This is a genomic window from Betaproteobacteria bacterium (genome assembly GCA_016720925.1).
Taxonomy (GTDB): domain Bacteria; phylum Pseudomonadota; class Gammaproteobacteria; order Burkholderiales; family Usitatibacteraceae; genus UKL13-2.
Map to the genome: position 1 here is coordinate 176455 of JADKJR010000004.1, position 18075 is coordinate 194529.

At 57.9% G+C, this 18075-nt stretch carries 18 protein-coding genes; 7 read left to right on the forward strand and 11 right to left on the reverse strand.

What is annotated here, in order from left to right; translation table 11 throughout:
• Nucleotides 1–28 precede the first annotated feature (28 nt).
• Nucleotides 29–1015 carry a D-2-hydroxyacid dehydrogenase family protein gene (locus IPP88_07120; GenBank protein ID MBL0122503.1) on the forward strand — a complete coding sequence of 329 codons (987 nt, stop codon included), beginning with the start codon at nucleotides 29–31 and terminating at the stop codon, nucleotides 1013–1015.
• 3 nt (nucleotides 1016–1018) lie between these two features.
• Here the strand turns inward: IPP88_07120 and IPP88_07125 are convergent, their stop codons facing one another.
• Nucleotides 1019–1555 (reverse strand): adenine phosphoribosyltransferase, encoded by a 537-nt coding sequence (locus tag IPP88_07125; GenBank protein ID MBL0122504.1) that lies wholly within the window; start codon nucleotides 1553–1555, stop codon nucleotides 1019–1021.
• Nucleotides 1556–1818: 263 nt separating this feature from the next.
• Here IPP88_07125 and IPP88_07130 point away from each other — a divergent pair, with 263 nt between their 5' ends.
• From IPP88_07130 to IPP88_07155, 6 genes are all read left to right on the forward strand, one after another.
• Nucleotides 1819–2613 (forward strand): sulfite exporter TauE/SafE family protein, encoded by a 795-nt coding sequence (locus IPP88_07130; protein ID MBL0122505.1) that lies wholly within the window; start codon nucleotides 1819–1821, stop codon nucleotides 2611–2613.
• Nucleotides 2614–2759: 146 nt separating this feature from the next.
• Nucleotides 2760–4037 carry an ATP-grasp domain-containing protein gene (locus IPP88_07135; GenBank protein MBL0122506.1) on the forward strand — a complete coding sequence of 426 codons (1278 nt, stop codon included), beginning with the start codon at nucleotides 2760–2762 and terminating at the stop codon, nucleotides 4035–4037.
• A gap of 147 nt (nucleotides 4038–4184) precedes the next feature.
• Nucleotides 4185–6812 (forward strand): alanine--tRNA ligase, encoded by a 2628-nt coding sequence (gene alaS, locus IPP88_07140; protein MBL0122507.1) that lies wholly within the window; start codon nucleotides 4185–4187, stop codon nucleotides 6810–6812.
• A gap of 15 nt (nucleotides 6813–6827) precedes the next feature.
• On the forward strand, nucleotides 6828–7391 hold the full coding sequence (locus IPP88_07145) for an NUDIX domain-containing protein (protein MBL0122508.1): 564 nt from the start codon (nucleotides 6828–6830) through the stop codon (nucleotides 7389–7391).
• A 1-nt stretch (nucleotide 7392) separates the two neighbouring features.
• Nucleotides 7393–8556, forward strand: coding sequence for a PLP-dependent transferase (locus IPP88_07150; protein MBL0122509.1), 1164 nt, complete (start codon nucleotides 7393–7395; stop codon nucleotides 8554–8556).
• Nucleotides 8553–9248, forward strand: a complete 696-nt coding sequence (locus IPP88_07155) for a GAF domain-containing protein (protein MBL0122510.1) — start codon at nucleotides 8553–8555, stop codon at nucleotides 9246–9248. The genes IPP88_07150 and IPP88_07155 overlap by 4 nt, the downstream gene beginning before the upstream one ends.
• Here IPP88_07155 and IPP88_07160 read toward each other — a convergent pair.
• The 10 genes from IPP88_07160 to hpnD all read right to left on the reverse strand — a co-directional run bounded on the left by IPP88_07160 (nucleotide 9222) and on the right by hpnD (nucleotide 17967).
• Nucleotides 9222–9620, reverse strand: coding sequence for a hypothetical protein (locus tag IPP88_07160; protein ID MBL0122511.1), 399 nt, complete (start codon nucleotides 9618–9620; stop codon nucleotides 9222–9224). The genes IPP88_07155 and IPP88_07160 overlap by 27 nt on opposite strands.
• 14 nt (nucleotides 9621–9634) lie before the next feature.
• Nucleotides 9635–10033, reverse strand: coding sequence for a DUF1499 domain-containing protein (locus tag IPP88_07165; protein MBL0122512.1), 399 nt, complete (start codon nucleotides 10031–10033; stop codon nucleotides 9635–9637).
• Between the two features lie 110 nt (nucleotides 10034–10143).
• Nucleotides 10144–10803 carry a VOC family protein gene (locus IPP88_07170; GenBank protein ID MBL0122513.1) on the reverse strand — a complete coding sequence of 220 codons (660 nt, stop codon included), beginning with the start codon at nucleotides 10801–10803 and terminating at the stop codon, nucleotides 10144–10146.
• A gap of 9 nt (nucleotides 10804–10812) precedes the next feature.
• Nucleotides 10813–11196: a VanZ family protein gene (locus tag IPP88_07175; GenBank protein ID MBL0122514.1), complete on the reverse strand. Its 384-nt coding sequence runs from the start codon at nucleotides 11194–11196 to the stop codon at nucleotides 10813–10815.
• A gap of 152 nt (nucleotides 11197–11348) precedes the next feature.
• Nucleotides 11349–12674: a serine/threonine protein kinase gene (locus tag IPP88_07180; protein ID MBL0122515.1), complete on the reverse strand. Its 1326-nt coding sequence runs from the start codon at nucleotides 12672–12674 to the stop codon at nucleotides 11349–11351.
• 1 nt (nucleotide 12675) lies between these two features.
• Complete coding sequence (locus IPP88_07185) at nucleotides 12676–13503, reverse strand: TssQ family T6SS-associated lipoprotein (GenBank protein ID MBL0122516.1); 828 nt, start codon at nucleotides 13501–13503, stop codon at nucleotides 12676–12678.
• A 67-nt stretch (nucleotides 13504–13570) separates the two neighbouring features.
• Complete coding sequence (locus IPP88_07190; GenBank protein ID MBL0122517.1) at nucleotides 13571–14875, reverse strand: PEGA domain-containing protein; 1305 nt, start codon at nucleotides 14873–14875, stop codon at nucleotides 13571–13573.
• 154 nt (nucleotides 14876–15029) lie between these two features.
• Nucleotides 15030–15812: an SDR family NAD(P)-dependent oxidoreductase gene (locus tag IPP88_07195; protein ID MBL0122518.1), complete on the reverse strand. Its 783-nt coding sequence runs from the start codon at nucleotides 15810–15812 to the stop codon at nucleotides 15030–15032.
• Nucleotides 15809–17158 carry an FAD-dependent oxidoreductase gene (locus tag IPP88_07200; protein MBL0122519.1) on the reverse strand — a complete coding sequence of 450 codons (1350 nt, stop codon included), beginning with the start codon at nucleotides 17156–17158 and terminating at the stop codon, nucleotides 15809–15811. The genes IPP88_07195 and IPP88_07200 overlap by 4 nt, the downstream gene beginning before the upstream one ends.
• Nucleotides 17134–17967 (reverse strand): presqualene diphosphate synthase HpnD, encoded by an 834-nt coding sequence (hpnD, locus tag IPP88_07205; protein ID MBL0122520.1) that lies wholly within the window; start codon nucleotides 17965–17967, stop codon nucleotides 17134–17136. The genes IPP88_07200 and hpnD overlap by 25 nt, the downstream gene beginning before the upstream one ends.
• Nucleotides 17968–18075: the final 108 nt, after the last annotated feature.

The window sequence follows — 18075 nt, forward strand, 5'->3', positions numbered from 1 at the left end:
GAATTGTTGAAAGGCTTCGTCGAAACTCATGCATATCATCGCCATTGACGATTACCCGGATGCGCTGTGGTCGCTGGACTGCTTTACCCGGCTGAAGGAACATCGCGTCACGGTTTTTCGCGATACCGAGAAAGACCCGGTGGAGTTGGCGGAGCGTTTGCACGATGCCGATGCGGTGATACTGACCCAGCAACGTTCGCACTTTCCACGCGCCGTCATTGAGCGGCTGCCCCGCCTGAAACTGGTCAGCCAGACGGGCCGGCATACTGCGCATATTGACGTGGTGGCCTGCACTGAACACGGCATTGTCGTCGCGGCGGCGGGAAGCGGCAGTCCGCATGCCACGGCAGAACTGGCGTGGGGATTGATACTCTCCAGCGTTCGCCATATTCCGCGGGAGGTAGCGGCGCTGAAGGCGGGCAAGTGGCAAACCACCGTGGGCACCGGGCTCCATGGCAAGACCTTGGGTGTCTATGCGTTCGGCCGCATCGGCAGTCTGGTGGCCGGTATTGGCCGCGCGTTTGGCATGCAAGTGCTGTGCTGGGGGCGCGAAGGGTCGCTCGCGAAGGCGCGCGGGGCGGGTTTTGCAGTGGCCGATTCGCGCGAGGAATTTTTTGAGTCTTGCGATGTAATCTCGCTGCATATTCCGCTGAACAAGGACACGCGCGGAATCGTCACCGGCGCCGATCTGGCGTGCATGAAATCGACCGCCTTGATCGTCAACACCAGCCGCGCACAATTGATCGAAGATGGCGCGCTGGTCGCGGCACTTCGGCAGGGCCGGCCCGGCTCGGCAGCAATTGATGTGTTTGAAGACGAGCCAGTGCTGGGTGGTGGTCATCCTCTGCTCGCCATGCCGAATGTAGTGTGCACGCCGCATCTGGGCTATGTTGAGACGCAGGCGCTGGAAAGTTTTTATGGCGGGGCGATTGAAAGCATCCTGGGATTCGCCGCGGGCACGCCAGTCAACGTGCTTAATCCCGAGGCAATCGGCAAACGCAGTCAGCGGCCTTGATTTTCAGTCGCCCTCAAATTCGCAGAGCGCAAACGTGCGATAGCCCTGGGTTTCCAGTCGTTTGCGTCCCCCCAGGTCAGGCAGATCGATCACGAACAGACATTCCGCTATCCGGCTGCCGACTTTCTCAATGAGCGCCGCCGAGGCCAGTGCCGTCCCGCCCGTTGCGACGAGATCATCGACCAACAGGACGTTGCTTCCCGACGCGATGGCGTCCACGTGCAACTCGACGCGGTCGCTGCCGTACTCCAGTTGGTAGTCGATGCCGACCTTGCCGGCTGGCAATTTGCCCGGTTTTCGAATGGGCACAAATCCCACGCCGAGCTTGAGCGCCAGGGGTGCGCCGACGATGAAGCCGCGCGATTCGATGCCGGCGACGACATCGATCGTTTTGCCGCGGCAGCGGGCCGCGAACGCATCGATGGTCAGGCGCAGGCCTTCAGCATCCTTCAATAGCGTCGTGATATCGCGGAACTGGATTCCTGGCCTGGGGAAGTCGGGAATCGTACGGATAAGGGATTTTATTTTGTCTCGATACATGTTGACGATCTTATGGGGCATGACAGAGGCAACAATTTTGTTACAAATTCGGTCTTGCAGCGAAAAAAATGAAAGCCGGCTGCAAAGAGCGTCAGCAGGCCATGGAAGAGTCCAAGGATCTGAAGCCTGAAACACGTCGCGCCTTCATGATGGACACAATGCCGAAGCCGGAAAAGTGAACGTGCCTCCCGGCTGAATTGCGGTACATTGAAGGGCATTTGAAAGATGCGCTAATTGTTCTTAATACGGAGATTCATGGTGTCATGATCTGGCTCGCCACTTACGTGCTGACTGGCGCACTGGTCGGGTTCCTTGCGGGCCTGCTTGGAATCGGCGGCGGCATGACGCTGGTGCCGATTCTGGCGGCACTGTTCACCGCGCAGGGCCTCACGACTGACCATAACGTGCACATGGCGCTGGCCACCGCGATGGCATCCGCAGCTTTTACCTCGAGCGCGAGCGTACGCGAACATCACCGGCATGGCGCGGTTGACTGGGACGTGGTCAAGCGCATGGTACCCGGCATGATGGCCGGCTCGTTGCTCTCGACCTTTGCGTCCGGATGGATTTCGCAGCGCACGCTGGCGATGGCGTTTTCGCTCATCGTATTTCTCGCCGCCATCCAGATGCTGCTCGGCAAGAGACCGCACGCCTCGCGGTCCTTACCCTCCGCCGGGCCGCTGTTTCTGGTCGGTATGTTCATTGGCGTTCTATCCGGACTGGTATCGGCGGGCGGCACATTTCTCGTCATGCCGGTGATGCTTTATTGCGGTATCGCCATGCATCGCGCTATCGGTACCGGTGCCGCGATCGGCATTCCGGTAACTCTCATCGGGACGCTCGGTTACATCGCGGCTGGATGGCGTGTCCGCGATCTGCCGGAATATCACCTGGGTTTTGTTTTTCTACCCGCACTCATCGCATTGGTGGCCGGCAGCATCATCACGGCGCCTATGGGCGCGCGCGCGGCGCATCGCTTGCCGGTGTCGACCTTGAAGAGGATCTTTGCCGTTTTGATGGTTTTGCTGGCGACGAAAATGGTGGTTTCATACTGGTAAGTAAACTTGGCCCGTTATACAAGGTCGTGTGCGCGGCGTGCTCGCAGTTGGATCCATTCGGAATCCTTCGTTGATCGGCTGCTAGAATCCAGTCATCCGGCGTGCGCGTATATTCCGGGACAAAACAACAATAGGGTATTTCACTGTTGAAAAACATTCTCGTGCTGTTTGACGCCGACTGGGACCGCTTGCAACTGCAAAAAGCTGCTGATCTCAATGGCGCAAAGGGCTACCGGTTTTTCTATGACGGGTTTGATCTCTTCAGTTTCCCCAGCAATGCCCGGCTGCTCACTTTTGATATCTTCAAGTTCGTCGACAAGCTGGCGAAAACGTACGGCTCACTGCCGCTGCATGGAATCACCTCCAGCAATGAACAATTTGGCGCGCTGGTCGCGGCATTGCTCGCGGAACGGCTTGACTTGCCGGGCGCCAATCCCAAGGCGCTGATCGCGTCGCAGCACAAATACATTGCGCGGCGAATTCTGGAAAAGGCATTGCCGGAAGCAAATGTGGCGTTTCATGCCTTTCCCTATACGTTTAAGTCGGCGGATGAAATTCCGCTCAGATTTCCGTTTTACGTGAAGCCGGTCAAGGCGGCCTATTCCGTGCTGGCGCGACGGGTCGATAACTTTGAAGAACTTCAGCAGCACATGACGTTCCATCCGTGGGAGCAATACATCATCAAGCGCCTGGTGCGTCCATTCAACGACGTCGTGTGCAAGCTCACCGACTTTGATGTCGATGCGCACTGGATGATTGCGGAGGAACTGATCGACGGGAAGCAGATCAACGTCGATGGCGTGGTGATCGATGGCGAAATCCATGTGCTGGGCATTGTCGATGCGGTGATGTATCCGGGAACCGACCAGTTCATGCGCTTTGAATATCCGACCCGCCTGCCACAGGCGCATGCCGAGCGGGCACGCACAACAGCGGGCAAGATCATCGAGGCGTTAGGGCTCGATCATGGAATGTTCAATGTTGAAATGCGTGTCTGCCCGGCGACAGGCGAATGCCGCATGATTGAAGTCAACCCGCGCATGGCCGCGCAATTTTCGGACCTTTATGAAAAGGTCGATGGCATCAATTTGCACGATATCGCGCTGAAAATTGCTGTTGGCGACGAGCCGGACCTGACGCGCGGGCATGGCAAGTACAAGTTGGCCACCAGCTTTGTGTTCCGCAAGTTCGATGGCACGCCGCTTGCCAACCCGCCCACGCATGAAAAGCTCAGTTGGCTTAGGGAATTCGACCCGGACGCATTTCTGGCGCTGTTCATCAAGACCGGTGGCGGACTGAAGCGCGAGATGAAATGGCTTGGGAGCCATCGCTATGCGACGCTGAATATGGGCGGGCAATCCGACGAAAACCTGCTAGACAAGTATCAAGTGGTCAAGCAAATGCTTGGGTTTGAAACCGGTTAGTCGGGTTCCTCGATCGAACCTCCAGCTTGACCCTTGCTGCGTCATTGGCGGGACATTGGCGCTCGTGTTGAGTGGGTGTCTGAGGTAAAATGCCGGTTCTCCGCCGCCACACATGCCCCATCGTCGGGCCACTCCGCAAAAGACACCATGAATCTCACCACCGTAACCGGCATTCGCCAGGCTTTTATCGATTATTTTGTCTCCAAAGGTCACACTCATGTGGCCTCCAGTTCACTGGTGCCGGGGGACGATCCAACGCTGTTGTTCACCAACGCCGGGATGAATCAGTTCAAGGAATGCTTCCTCGGCAAGGAAAAGCGAGCCTACGTCCGCGCGGTGACGTCCCAGCGTTGCGTGCGCGCCGGCGGTAAGCACAACGACCTTGAAAATGTCGGCTACACCGCGCGTCATCACACTTTTTTCGAAATGCTGGGTAACTTCAGCTTCGGTGATTACTTCAAGCACGAGGCCATCCAGTACGCCTGGGAATTGCTGACCGAGGTCTACAAGCTGCCGAAGGAAAAGCTGCTGGTAACGGTCTATGCGGACGACGACGAGGCCTACGACATATGGGCCAACGAAATCGGCGTGCCCAGGGAACGCATCGTGCGTATCGGCGACAACAAGGGAAGCAAATTTGCGTCCGATAACTTCTGGATGATGGGCGACACCGGCCCCTGCGGGCCATGCAGCGAGATTTTCTACGATCACGGCGTGCATATTCCGGGCGGACCACCCGGCTCACCGGAAGAAGACGGTGACCGTTTCATCGAGATCTGGAATCTCGTATTCATGCAGTACAACCGCGAAGTGGCGGATGGCCCGATGATTCCGCTGCCTAAACCGTCAGTGGATACCGGCATGGGGTTGGAGCGACTGTCGGCGGTATTGCAGCATGTGCATGCCAATTACGAGATTGATTTATTCCAGGCGCTGATCAAGGCGGCCGCGCGCGAGACGGGCGTGAAAGATCTGACATTGCCAAGTTTGCGTGTGATTGCCGACCACATTCGCGCCTGCGCGTTTCTGGTATGCGACGGGGTGATTCCCGAAAATGCCGGTCGTGGCTATGTACTGCGCCGCATTGCGCGTCGCGCCATGCGGCACGGTTACAAGCTTGGCCAGAAGAAGCCATTTTTCTACAAGCTTGTGGACGAACTTTCCAACGTGATGGGTGATGCATTCCCGGAAATCGCGCAATCGAAAGATCGCGTGAAGGCCGTGTTGAAACAGGAAGAGGAACGCTTTGGCGAGACGCTGGAAAAGGGCATGGAAATCCTCGAAACAGCGTTGAAAGCCAATCCCAAGCGGCTCGATGGCGTGACCGCGTTCAAACTTTCCGACACCTACGGATTCCCGATTGACCTGACCGCCGACATCGGTCGCGAACGCGGATTTGACGTCGATATGGCGGGTTTCGACAAGGCGATGGCCGAGCAGCAGGAACGTTCACGTGCGGGCTCCCGGTTCAAGGCCGGTGCCACACTTGAATACAACGGGCCCAAGACGCAATTTCGTGGCTACGACACACTTTCGGAAGAGGGCCGTGTGGTGGCCTTGTATCGTGGTGGGTCGCCGGTCGAACGGCTCGGCGCCGGTGACGAGGGCATCGTGGTGCTCGACAAGACGCCGTTCTATGCGGAGTCGGGCGGACAGGTGGGCGACTCGGGTGAGCTGACCAAAGGTGGAACCTGCCTCACATTGTTCCAGGTGCAGGATACGCAAAAAATCCAGTCCGACGTGTTCGGTCATTACGGCACGCTCACGACCGGCGAACTTGCGGTGGGTGACACCGTCGCCGCCAATGTCGACATTCACAAACGCAATCGCACGATGCGCCACCATTCAGTGACGCATATCATGCACAAGGCCTTGCGCGACGTCCTCGGCTCACACGTACAGCAAAAAGGTTCGCTCGTCGACGCCGACAAGACGCGCTTTGACTTCGCGCACAATGCGCCGATGACGACGGAAGAAATCGCCAGGGTGGAACGAATCGTCAACGCGGAGATATTGAAGAATGAGGCCGCGCAATCGCGCGTGATGCCGATTGAAGACGCGCAGAAAACGGGCGCGGCGATGCTGTTTGGCGAGAAGTATGGCGACATCGTGCGTGTGCTCGATATCGGCACATCGCGCGAATTCTGTGGGGGTACCCACGTAACTCGCACCGGCGATATCGGTTTTTTCAAGATCACTGCCGAGGGTGGTGTTGCCGCCGGTGTGCGTCGCGTCGAAGCGGTGGCTGGTTCGGTCGCGTTCGACTATGTCCGGAACATGGAATCACAGCTCAATCATGCGGCGGCCTTGCTGAAAGCACAGCCGCAAGACGTGGAGACGAAAATTGAGCAGTTGATGGACCACGTCAAGGTGCTGGAAAAGCAGTTGGCGCAGTGGAAGTCCAAACTCGCCGCGTCGCAGGGAGATGACCTTGTGAATCTGGCCACTGAAGTCAACGGCGTCAAAGTGCTGGCGGCCAAACTCGACGGCGCGGATGCCAAGACCTTGCGCGAGACGATGGATCAATTGAAGAACAAGCTCAAGTCCGGCATCATCGTGCTCGCCGTCGCCGATGGCGAAAAGGTCAGCCTGGCTGCGGGCGTAACGAATGATCTGATCGCCAAATACAAGGCGGGTGAGTTGGTCAACCATGTTGCACAACAGGTCGGCGGAAAAGGCGGCGGCAAGCCGGACATGGCGATGGCGGGGGGAACCAATGCGGCGGCCTTGCCGTCGGCGCTGGCCAGCGTCAAGGACTGGGTCGCCAGCAAGTAGGGCGCCCCGGTACACATGTTCGAAATTTTCAAACATTGTCCGCGTTGCGCAACTGAGCTGATTGACCGCGAAATCGCGGATGACGGCGGAACGCGAATACGTCGCGCTTGCCCTGTCGAAGCCTGTGGTTTTGTGCAATGGCAAAACCCGACGCCCGCGGTCGGCGCACTGGTTGAGCATGACGGCGCCATTGTTCTCGCGCGCGGCGCGGGTTGGCCAGAGGGCGCCTATGCGCTGGTGACGGGCTATCTTGAGAAACATGAGGATCCGAAGCTCGGGGTTGCGCGTGAGGTCAAGGAAGAACTCAATCTCGATGTCGTTGAAACGAATCTCATCGGCAATTACATCTTTGAGCGCAAGAACGAGATCATGCTGTGCTACCACGTGATCGCAACCGGCGAAATCCGCTTGAGCCCGGAACTGGTCGATTACCGGCGCTACCAGCCGCACGAACTACGGCCCTGGCCGCGCGCCACGGGATTCGCCGTGGCGGACTGGATGAAATCTCGCGGGCTGGAAGTGATCTTCCGGGATCTGCCGCCCATCAATGTAGCCGCCTCGCCTGACCGGAAGGGTTGATATGGATGCCAAGAGAGTAATGCCGGAAACCGTCGCCGCGCAGGCACTGGGCTGGGTAGACGAGGCGACCAAGGCGATTTCCCCGCCGATTCACACGGCAACAACTTTCGTGCGTGACCCGGACAATCAGTATCGTAGCGGTCGCGTCTATGCGCGGGATCACAATCCCGCCTTCGATCAGGCAGAAGCGGTTCTCTGCGCGCTGGAAAAAGGGGCACATGCGGCCCTGTTTGCGTCCGGCATGGCAGCGGCGACCGCGGCATTTTTGGCGTTAAAGCCGGGCAATCACGTCATCGTGCCCAAGGTCATGTATTGGTCGCTTCGCAACTGGCTGGCAGGTTTTGCGACGCAATGGGGACTGCAGGTCGAGTTTATCGACATGTCAAATCTCGATGAACTGAAACGCAGCCTGCGTTTCGGCAAGACCAAGCTGGTGTGGATTGAAACCCCCGCCAATCCGTTGTGGACCATCACCGATATTGCCGCCGCGGCGGAAATCACGCGCGCCGGTGGCGCGATGCTGGCGGTGGATTCCACGACTGCCTCGCCCGTCCTCACCCGCCCGCTCACTCTCGGTGCTGATATCGTCATGCACTCCGCAACCAAGTATCTGAATGGACATTCGGATCTGATCGCCGGAGCACTGGTGGCGCGCGCGGATTCGGATTACTGGACGCGAGTGAAGGCGGTGCGCGCGCAAATGGGCGGCACGCTCGGTTCGTTCGAGGCGTGGCTGTTATTGCGCGGAATGCGTACCCTGTTTTTGCGGGTAGATGCGGCGTGCCGCTCGGCGCAGCGCATTGCCGATTTCTTCTGCAACCACTCATTGGTTTCGGAAGTGCTTTATCCCGGGCTCAAGAGTTTCCCGGGTCACGACATTGCCGCAAGGCAAATGCTGGGCGGCTTTGGCGGCATGTTGTCGATCCGCGTTAAAGGTGGCAATGCGGGTGGCGAAGCTGCAGCGATTGCAACCGCAGCCAACGTGGAGGTCTGGAAGCGTGCGACTTCGCTGGGTGGGGTGGAAAGCCTGATTGAGCATCGTGCCAGTGTTGAAGGTGCGGGATCTCCGGTGCCGGGCGATTTGTTGCGGTTGTCGGCCGGAATCGAAAACGTCGATGATCTGATCGACGATCTCGATCAGGCATTGATTCGGGGCCATGGATGAGCACACCGGAGAAAATTCGCAGTTATCTGTTCGGCGCCGGTCTGGATGCATTGGCTGACCACGCGCCGGTCGTCGAAAAGGCGATTCATGATTTCATCGCGCAATTGGCCACGCCGATGGAGGTGTCGAACGACGCGTTGTATCGCTATCAGGTGCCGGTCACGGCGGAGGGTGGTGCTTGTTCACTTAACGATGAAATGGATCCGGTCCTGTTTGATCTTGCGCCGGTGCTGGGCGGTGAAAGCGATCCCGTGACGCGAAAACTCAAGCTGCTCAACATTCTTGTCACACGTGCCACGATGGTGACCGGAGCGGACTGGGTCGGCATATATCAGCGCCGCACAAACGCGGCGGGTTCCGATGTGCTGGTCAAGCTTGCCTATCGCGGCCGTCCCAGTCGGGCGGAGTTTCCGCTCAATGCAGAGTTCGCCAAGGGCAGTACCAACAGCACTGTCGGATTGTCGGGGCAAGCAAAACTGATCGACGATGTAGCTGCGTACACCGCGCAGGGCGGTGGTTTTTATACGTGCGACGATATGGTGCAATCGGAGTTCTGCGTGCCGATTCTGGATGCGGATGGAAAACTCTTGGGCATAATCGATGCGGAGGCCTCGCCCACCAGCTTTTTCAATGCGGATCGGCAGGCAGTGATCGTGGCGATGGCGCTAGTGGCCCCTGCCGTTCTTCCCTGAAAAGGCTTCCTGCTCGAACCGGTTTCCGCGATATGGGCATTCGCCGCGCAGAATTGCCATGGCGCTGGCGGCAAGATACGCGACCGGAAACAACATTCCCCAGCGCTCGTACTGTCGCACGTGAATTTGCTCATGCGCGCGCAGGCGCCGGGCAATCATTGCATCGCCGGCAATGATGACGTGACCGAATGTGATGGCCTCGATGTGCATCCACGGATTCATCAGCCAAAGTAGCCGGGGCGCACAACCGCCCGTGGCTTCGCAGGCGTTACCGTGGCGGCACAGTTGACCTCCGGTGGCGCGAATGACTGCCGCGAACATCAGGCCGAACATGCTGACCGGCGCAGCCCACAGCCAGGCAAGCCACTTCACGTCGATACTCCCCGCTATTTTGCGAATTGTGCGCGAAGGGATTCGATACGTGCGCGGTTCACGCCGAAGTCGCGCACACCCAGGCGCGACGCCGATCGCACGTGGATCGTGCTCGCGCTTTCGTCCAGCGCGAATTCCACGTCATCGACAAAACCCATGCCGGCACTCTTGAATTCGGCGTACAGGTAATTGGCGCTGTTTGTGACCACATTGATCCCTGGCGAACTCTTGACGATGACTTGAAGCTTCTTCCATGCGTCAGCGGACGGGGCACTGAACGCGAGTGGGGCGATGAAGTGGGCGTCGCTATTTTCCACGGTCGACGAGACGCTATTTGGTTTCCAGGACAGAGGCGCGAATTTCCCCGCCGAGAAGCCGAGGTTGGCTGGACGCGAACCAGAAAACAGACCCATGGGTTGTCCTCCAAGGTATTCAATGCCGACGATCGCCGCCACCAAGGCAATGAGCACAAGCAAGATGTAGAAAATGCGCAACGCAAGTATCTTCATGTTTGGCTTTCAGTTTAGCTCATCAATGTTTTCACGCCCTGTGGCGTGCGGATATATGCGCACAGGGTCATGCCGGAATAAGGTGGAGTCGATGTCAAGGTTAGCGTGTTTTGCAGTCCCAGTTCCGCGAGCAGATAGTTCACCTTGGCTGGGTTAGGGTGCGCTGCCTCCATCCACTCGAAGCGGCATTGCTGGTCAGGGAGCCGATCGCATGGGTGAAACGGCACGTCCCATTGAATCAGATGCGGCACCAAACCGCCTTCGACCGGATGACCGTCTTCCGGAATCGTAATGCGCCATCGGTACTTTTCCGGTTCGTTGCCGCGTTCCATCGAATATATGCCGCCCAGCAGGCCACCGGTTTTCTGCATTAGCTGATCGACGTCGCCGGTTCGGGCCACCCAGCCGATCAAGCGCGGACGCGCGGCGATACGTTCCTGCACGTCTCGGGTGTCAAGCCCGAACCAGCGCGGCTTGAATGGAGGTTCCGCGTCGATATCGATGGCAATCAGCTCGAGGTAGCTTTGCGGACCAAGCGATAGCAGGCGGTTGTGTGTCCCCATACGCGGGTGCGTGCCTCGAGGCGACAGCTTGACACCCAGGAATCGCTCCAGCCAGGCGCCGCCCTTGACAAGGTCGGAGGTGCCAAGGACCAGGTGATCGAGTGTCGTCACCAACGCAAATCAATCCGCCGGATGAGAGGACAGCGCCCGACTGGCCAACCGCCGTTCAACCGACAGTTGCACGGTCACAACAAACCACCCGGCAATGACACCGAGTGCGTCGGCCAACATATCGAGAAATTCGAAGGATCGTGTCGGCGTCAAATACTGGATGCATTCGATCAGCGCGCCCATGGCGACAAATCCAATAGCGAGTTTCAGCCGCTGCACCGGACGCCGGTATAACTGGCCCCAGCAGAACATGCACGCGAAATAGGCGAGTGCGTGGTGCAATTTGTCACCGCCGGGTACAGCCGGTACGTCGGGACCGGGCAGCAACGAAAGCGCCCAGACGGCAATGAGGACGGCGATGCTGGCGACGCGAAAAAAACGTGTGCGGTTCATTTGGGTATTGCGGCAATCCATTGACTCCGCGCGCGGCACGGAAAAGTTGATTGTTTTTCAGGAAAACCATAGCACCGGCGCGCCTTTCAGGCCAATAATGCCTGAAGATCCGCGCCAGTGCTTGTTTTTGTATTTCTGGCCGAGTGGAAAGGCTAGCGAATGATTAGCGCCACCGAGAGGCCCACCGCGAGCGCAGCCAGTAGCACGATGATTACGATTGGCAACAGATTGCTGGGCAGGTTTTCCTCGGCGACCCTCTCTGCTTCCATCCTGCGCATTTGGCCGAGGGTAATGGACGTGCCTGAAGTGCCGGAATCTTCCGGGGACATGCCAGGCGTTGAGGTGCCACCTCGATTGTTACCAGCGTTCGACTGCATTGTCTGATCCGCCAGCGCGCCGGTAATGCTGCCTTGGTAGGCACGCATTTTCTGGGTTTCGGAAATGTAATCGCCGAAATCGCTGATCTGGTTGGTCATCGCGGCGAGTTTCACGGTGGCATCGAAGGAGTCAAATGCCTTGGAGAGCTTGAGTGGCTTGGACTCTTCTTCCGCGCCGCCCGCTTTTTGAAACCGGCCAATGCCCAGCGCATCCAGCACCGGTGGTTTTGCCGACGGAGGCGCCTGCTTGGCCAGCACGTCGCCAGCCGGCTGTTTTGCATGCAGCAGGCGCTTGACCTGCGCAAGATCATCGGCAAATTCGCGCATCGTCTGATAGCGCTCGTCAACCGTTTTTGCCAGCGCCTTGGCGACGACCAGGTCGAGCATGGTGGGTATGCCGGCGTTGGCATTCGAGGGCGCGGGTGGAATGGTATTTACCGTCGCATACATGATGGCGTTTACGTTGTCGCCATCAAAAGGCGGCAGGCCGGTAAGTGATTCGTAAAGGACAACGCCGAGCGAAAAAATATCGGTGCGGTGATCGAGATTGCGCCCGATCACCTGCTCCGGCGACATGTAGCGAGGACTGCCGAGGATCAATCCCGTCATGGTCTTGACGGCCGAGGCGGGCATGCGGGCAATGCCGAAATCGGTAATTTTTGCCAGCCCGCCGCGCACAATCATGATATTTGAAGGCTTCACGTCGCGATGAACGACGTCGTTATCATGTGCAAACGATAGCCCTTGCGCAATTTGCGCGATCCAGTCAACCGACATCGCCACGGCGGGGCGTCCATCATCGGCAAGGATGTCTTTGAGTTCCTTGCCTTCAAGGAACTCCATCGCCATATACGCCATGTCGTCGTTGCGGCCGACGTCATAAATCGTCACGATGTTGGGGTGGTTTAGACGGCCAGCCGCCTTGATCTCCTGGCGGAAGCGTAGTTCGTATTCGGCCAGTTCGTCCTTGTTGAGATGCAAATTGACCGTTTTGATGGCGACTGTGCGGTCAATCATCGGGTCGACGGCTTTATAGACCACGCCCATTGCGCCCTGGCCAATGATGGAGAGAATCTTGTAGCGGCCGAGTGTTTCGATCATGTTATTTCTTTGCGGACGCCGGTTTTTGTTTGGCCTTGACCGTGCGGAACGGCGGGCCCCAGGAAGGATGGCCCGCCTCGGCGGCATCGAGTTCGAATGCCGGATTCAGCTGCAGGATTTTTTCAAACTCGGCGCGGCACAAGGTCTGGCGGTTTGTCAGGCAATAGCTGAATGCCGTAAATTTGTGGATAAGTATTTGTTCCGCAGGTGCGTGCGTCACTTTCAAACTCTCCTGAAAGAGTCTGACGGCTTTGGGATAGTCGGCGTCGTCGTACGATTTCATTGCCTCCGTGAACAGTTTTTCGCCTGGCAGCGGGAGGCGAACAACCGGAGCCGGCAGCGGTTTGCCCGATTTTCGTGATTCAATTTCCGTTTTGACGAGCCGAAAAATCGGACCCCATGTCGGGTGTCCGGCTTCGGCTGGCGTCAAGTCGAATGCGGGATCGAGGACGAAGGCCTTTTCAAACTCTTCCTTGCAGACCAGTTCCCGGTTGTTGACGCATTGTATGAATGCCACATGCTTGCGGGCACGCAACTGTTCGGGCACCGTCAATATCCCGCTGTCGAGCGCGATGAGCAGATTCTTGAAGGCCTCTTCGTAGCTGCCCGCTTCATATTGCTTCAATCCCTCATTGAGGTTGGCCTGGATGCGCGCGATACGATGCACCCTCACCAGTTCTTCCGGTGCAGAGACGACCGGTGCGGATACGGCAGGTGCGGGCGGGTTGACCGCGCAGCCGGCCAATATTGCGATGAGCCCAAGCGTCACGCTGTTGCGGATATACGCGCAGAGATGCCGAATGATTGCCCGAGAACAGAAGAACGACATGAATTGACCCTGATTGCGGCAATAGCGGGAAAGTTTTATGCATAATCGCGCAGGTCTGCCGCGAAAATTACTGGAACTTGTGTTTGATGCTGACATCTTCCTTCGGCTTGACCTCTACGTTCTGGACAAATGGAGTGAACGAAGTGTTTTTTACTTCAATGCGATATTTTCCCGTTGGCAGTTTATGCTGCTTCAAGGGGGGTGAGACACCGATCGACTTGCCATTGACGAATACATCTCCCCACGGCTGGATACTCAGATTCAGGCGTCCCTCGGACAATGCAAGCTTCGCCGTGTCCGCCTTGGTGGTGTCCGGCTTACCCGTGGCGGCACTGATGAAAGGCGGGCTGATCGGCGCTGAAGAGGAAGCGGCTGCCGGCACGGCGGCGACAGAGGCCGGCCCATCGGCGAATTTGGATGAATCGGCAGGCGCGCGAGCCGGCGTGTCAGGTGGCAGCGCGGTCGTGACCGATTGTGTAGGCGCACTGATCTTTGCGGCAAGGTTCGCGCCCGTCGGCTTTACGGCGGGCTGCTTCAGAATCAATGTCAGCGCTAGCGCGAGGACGACCGCCGCGAGTGCGCCGCTGGCAATCGTCAGCTTCCTTCGATCCTGCAAAAATGGGACCGAGCCCGTTTCGCCGAGCTGTCTGGCGCCGTAAGTGCCGGTGTCAATGCCTGCCTGCCGTTGTGCGCGCGCGTTCGGGTTTGTCGCCGCTGCCCGATCGACCGTCCCTGCCTTGGCGGTCTTGAACGCTTCATCCGAGTCGCCCACGATATAGATTTCGTGTTCGCGGACATGTTTGTCGGTGCGGGAGCCCTCGTACTTGAAGAGCTTTGAATACTCTTCCGAGATCACCGACACGACATCGAAAAACGATCGCGACACGACAATCTGCCCGGGGCGCGCAAAACTCATGATGCGCTGCGCAACATTGATTCCGTCGCCGACGATATTCGGGTGTCCATTGATATCGCGCACCAGTTTGACTGGCCCGAGATTGATGCCAATTCGCAGGGGCAATCCACCTGATGCGCCTGATGTATCGGCGCTGATTGCATCTACGGCTTCGATGCCGGAAGGTTGAGGGTTACCCGCTGCCGCATCGGCGCGATTGACCATGTCCCGCAGATTCATGCTGACAAACAAAGCATCTTCAGGATCGCCAAGGAAGCTTAACGCGGCACCGTCGCCCGTATCGAGGATCAGCCGTTGTTCGGGTGGAATATCAGTTAGGGAGTCAGAAAGCAGCTCGGTAAAACGATCCTTGAAAGCGATCTGCTCTGACACCGATTTCTTTGAATAACCGACGATATCGACAAATACGACGCTGCCGATAAAAGTTCGATTTCCCTGATCAAGCATGGTGCTCACGATGAATGATTGCCGATTCTCTTGCGTACGATTGGAGGTTTGTCTCGGATGTTATTGATCTTTTTCCATATGTTACCGAAAACTGAGGGAGATTCGGAACATATTGCGTCCTGCCGGTCTATGGCGAGAAACAGGATCAAGGAATTCAATCTTTTCAAAGTCCGGCAGCGCGCGGTTGGCAATCGAGTAATTGTCCGGTAATCCCGGCGCTGTCCGGGCCCATCAGGTACAGGAAACTCGCCGCCAGCGACTCCGGCAGAGGCAAGCTGGAAGCCAATTCCCCTGGATGACTCTGCCCGCGCATTGGGCTGGCGACCGGTCCGGGAAGGCAGAGATTGAAGCGCGGATTGGGGACAGCGTCGGATTCGTCGGCCAAAATTGCCGTCAAAACTGTCAGCGCGCCTTTCACGACGGCGAAAGGCCCCCAATATGCCTTGGGTTGCAATGCATGGGTTTCGGTGAGGAAGATCACAGAGGCATCATCGGAGCGCTTCAGCATCGGCGTGCATGTCTTGGTAAGCGCTGCCGGCACGACCAAATTCACTCTGGCGTGCTGCATCCACACGTCAAGATCGTGAAGCCCCATCGGCATCGGCGAGACGAAATGGCTGGCACCGTGAAAGATCCCGTCCAGCCGCGGCATGCTGCTATGTATCGCCTGCGCAAAACCATCAAGATCCGTCTGCGTGGCCTTGGCGAAATCCAGCGGCAGAATCGCCGGTTGCGGCAACCCCTCTACCTCGATCTTGTCGTAGACCGCCTCAAGCTTCGGGATATTGCGGCCATGAAGAATGACCGTGGCGCCGCGCCGCGCGTACGCGAGTGCGGCGACCCTGCCCAAGCCTTGTCCTGCCCCGGTGACGAGGATGACGCGATCTTTGAGCAAGTCCGTTGCAGGCTGGTAATCAATCGGTAAGTTGATGGTGGTTTGGTTCATGGTTTCGGCCTGGATACGTAGTGCAGGACTTGATCGGCGGCACAAATACCACTACGCACCGCGCCTTCCAAAGTGGCCGGATAGGGACCGGACGTGTAGTCCCCTGCCAGGAAGAGGCCCGGCGTGGTCGTCAGGCACGAAGGCCGTCTCGCCTGGATGGAGGAAGTACAGGCAAACGTTGCAAATTTTTCGGCAATGACCTTGTACCACGCTGGCACTGGCAATGGGCCGGTGTGTCTGCCCAATTCTGCCAACGCGTGTGCCGCCAGTTCTTCGTGTGACAAACAATCGTGCGGGCCGGATGCGGAGATGACCGCTGCAATCAGGCCATCGTCAGGAGTGCTGCCGGCAGCGCTTACGCCAGGCGGGCGCCGGTCAAAAAACCATTGCACCATGCCGTCAACCTGCCCGAGCATCGGCCGTGGCAAGCGCACGCGCTGGTCGAACTTCAGATAAATCGTCACTATTGGCTCATAGGTGAAGGGCACGACAGGGTTGCAACCCGCGGGCAGCGAGATCGCGTGGAACTGGTGGGGGCCGACCGCAACAATCATCGCGGCGAAAGTCGCCTGACCCTCATTCGTGGCGAGTTGAAACGTGCCCTGCGTTACCATCGCGCTGTCGACGCGCAGGCCGCGATTGACCACGCTACCGCGGGCGACAAGCCAGTTGGCGGCGATATCCGGAAAGAGCGCCGAAAGGTCGATGCGTGGCAGTATCAAATCGCTCGCTTCGCGCGAGGATGCGAGCGCGTCCCTCAGCACATTGGCGAACACTTGCCCGGATGCCGTGGCGATGGGTGTGTTCAGCGCGGAAATGGTCAGCGGCTGCCACAAATATCGGACGAGTTTTTCCGGTTGGGTGTGTGCCGCAAGCAACGTTGCTACCGTGTCAGCGGCGTTGACCTGAAATTTCAACCGCTTCAGTGTTTGCATGAAACGAATGGCCGCAAGCCGGTCTGCGAGGCCAAGCCCTTTTGCGGACAGCAGCGCCCAGGCCAGGTGGAACGGCGCGACCCACCTCGGAGCCTGCAAGGAAAAATCCGGGGGCATGACAAGCGTCAGCGGAATTCGCGATTTTGCGGTATCCGGCACACCGACCAGCGCCATCATGCGCAGCAACTCCGTGTACGCACCGGACAGGATATGCTGCCCGTTATCGATAGTCTCGCCGCGGTACTCGATGCGCCTGGCTCGGCCACCCAACTCTTTTCCGGCTTCAAACAGAGTTGCCCGGACGCCGCGTTCGGCGAGTGAAACAGCGGCCGCGATTCCCGCGTATCCGCCACCAATGATCGCTACCCTTGACGACGCAACTGCCGTCACGGCGTCATCCAGGTGCGCCATGCGATCCAGAATTTGCGAAGTGGGGTGAGTGATGTGCGCTGAGTGAGAACCTTAAAACCATCGCGTTCAATTTCGTTTAGCAATGTTCTGTAAATCGCGGCCATTATTAGTCCGGGCCGCTGTGGACGCCGTTCTTCAGGCAAAAGTACCCGGAAAGCCTCGTCGTACAAGGACTTTGCCCGCTCGGCCTGAAATGCCATCAATTGCTCAAAGTTCGCCGAGTGGCGTGCGCGAAGGATGTCTTCCACTGTGACGCCGAACCGGTGTAGTTCTTCGGCAGGCAAATAAATTCGATCGCGGCGTGCATCTTCGCCGACATCGCGGATGATATTGGTCAATTGAAATGCGAGGCCCAGGTTCTCTGCGTAGTCCAAAGTCTGTGGATTTGAATATCCGAAAATACTTGCCGAAAGTTGCCCAACGACGCCGGCAACGCGATGACAATACAGCTTTAGTGATTCGTAATCGTTGTATCGATGCCAGGTCAAGTCCATTTCCATGCCATCGATGATCTCGTTCAGGCGATTCTGATCAACGCCAAATAGTCGGGTTGCCGACTCGAGCGCCTGGGTAACGGGATGTTGCGGATGACCCGCGAATAAATTGGCCACTTCGGCGCGCCACCAGCCAAGCTTCGCGCGTGCCACGTCGATGTCGGCGACTTCATCGGCAATATCGTCGACCTCGCGGCAAAACGCATAAAGCGCCGTGATCGCTCGTCTTCGATCCGCCGTCAGAAAACGAAAGCTGTAGTAGAAGCTGGAGCCGCTTTTGGCGGCTTTGTTTTGGCAGTACTCGTCTGGCGTCATGGTTTGGTTCGTCCGCCAAAAAAAGGCTCTTGCGCGCCACGCGCATGGCTTTGTGATCTTTCGTTTGCACGGCAGTATTCGTGTGGCGTCATGGCGCGGTGCTTCCGC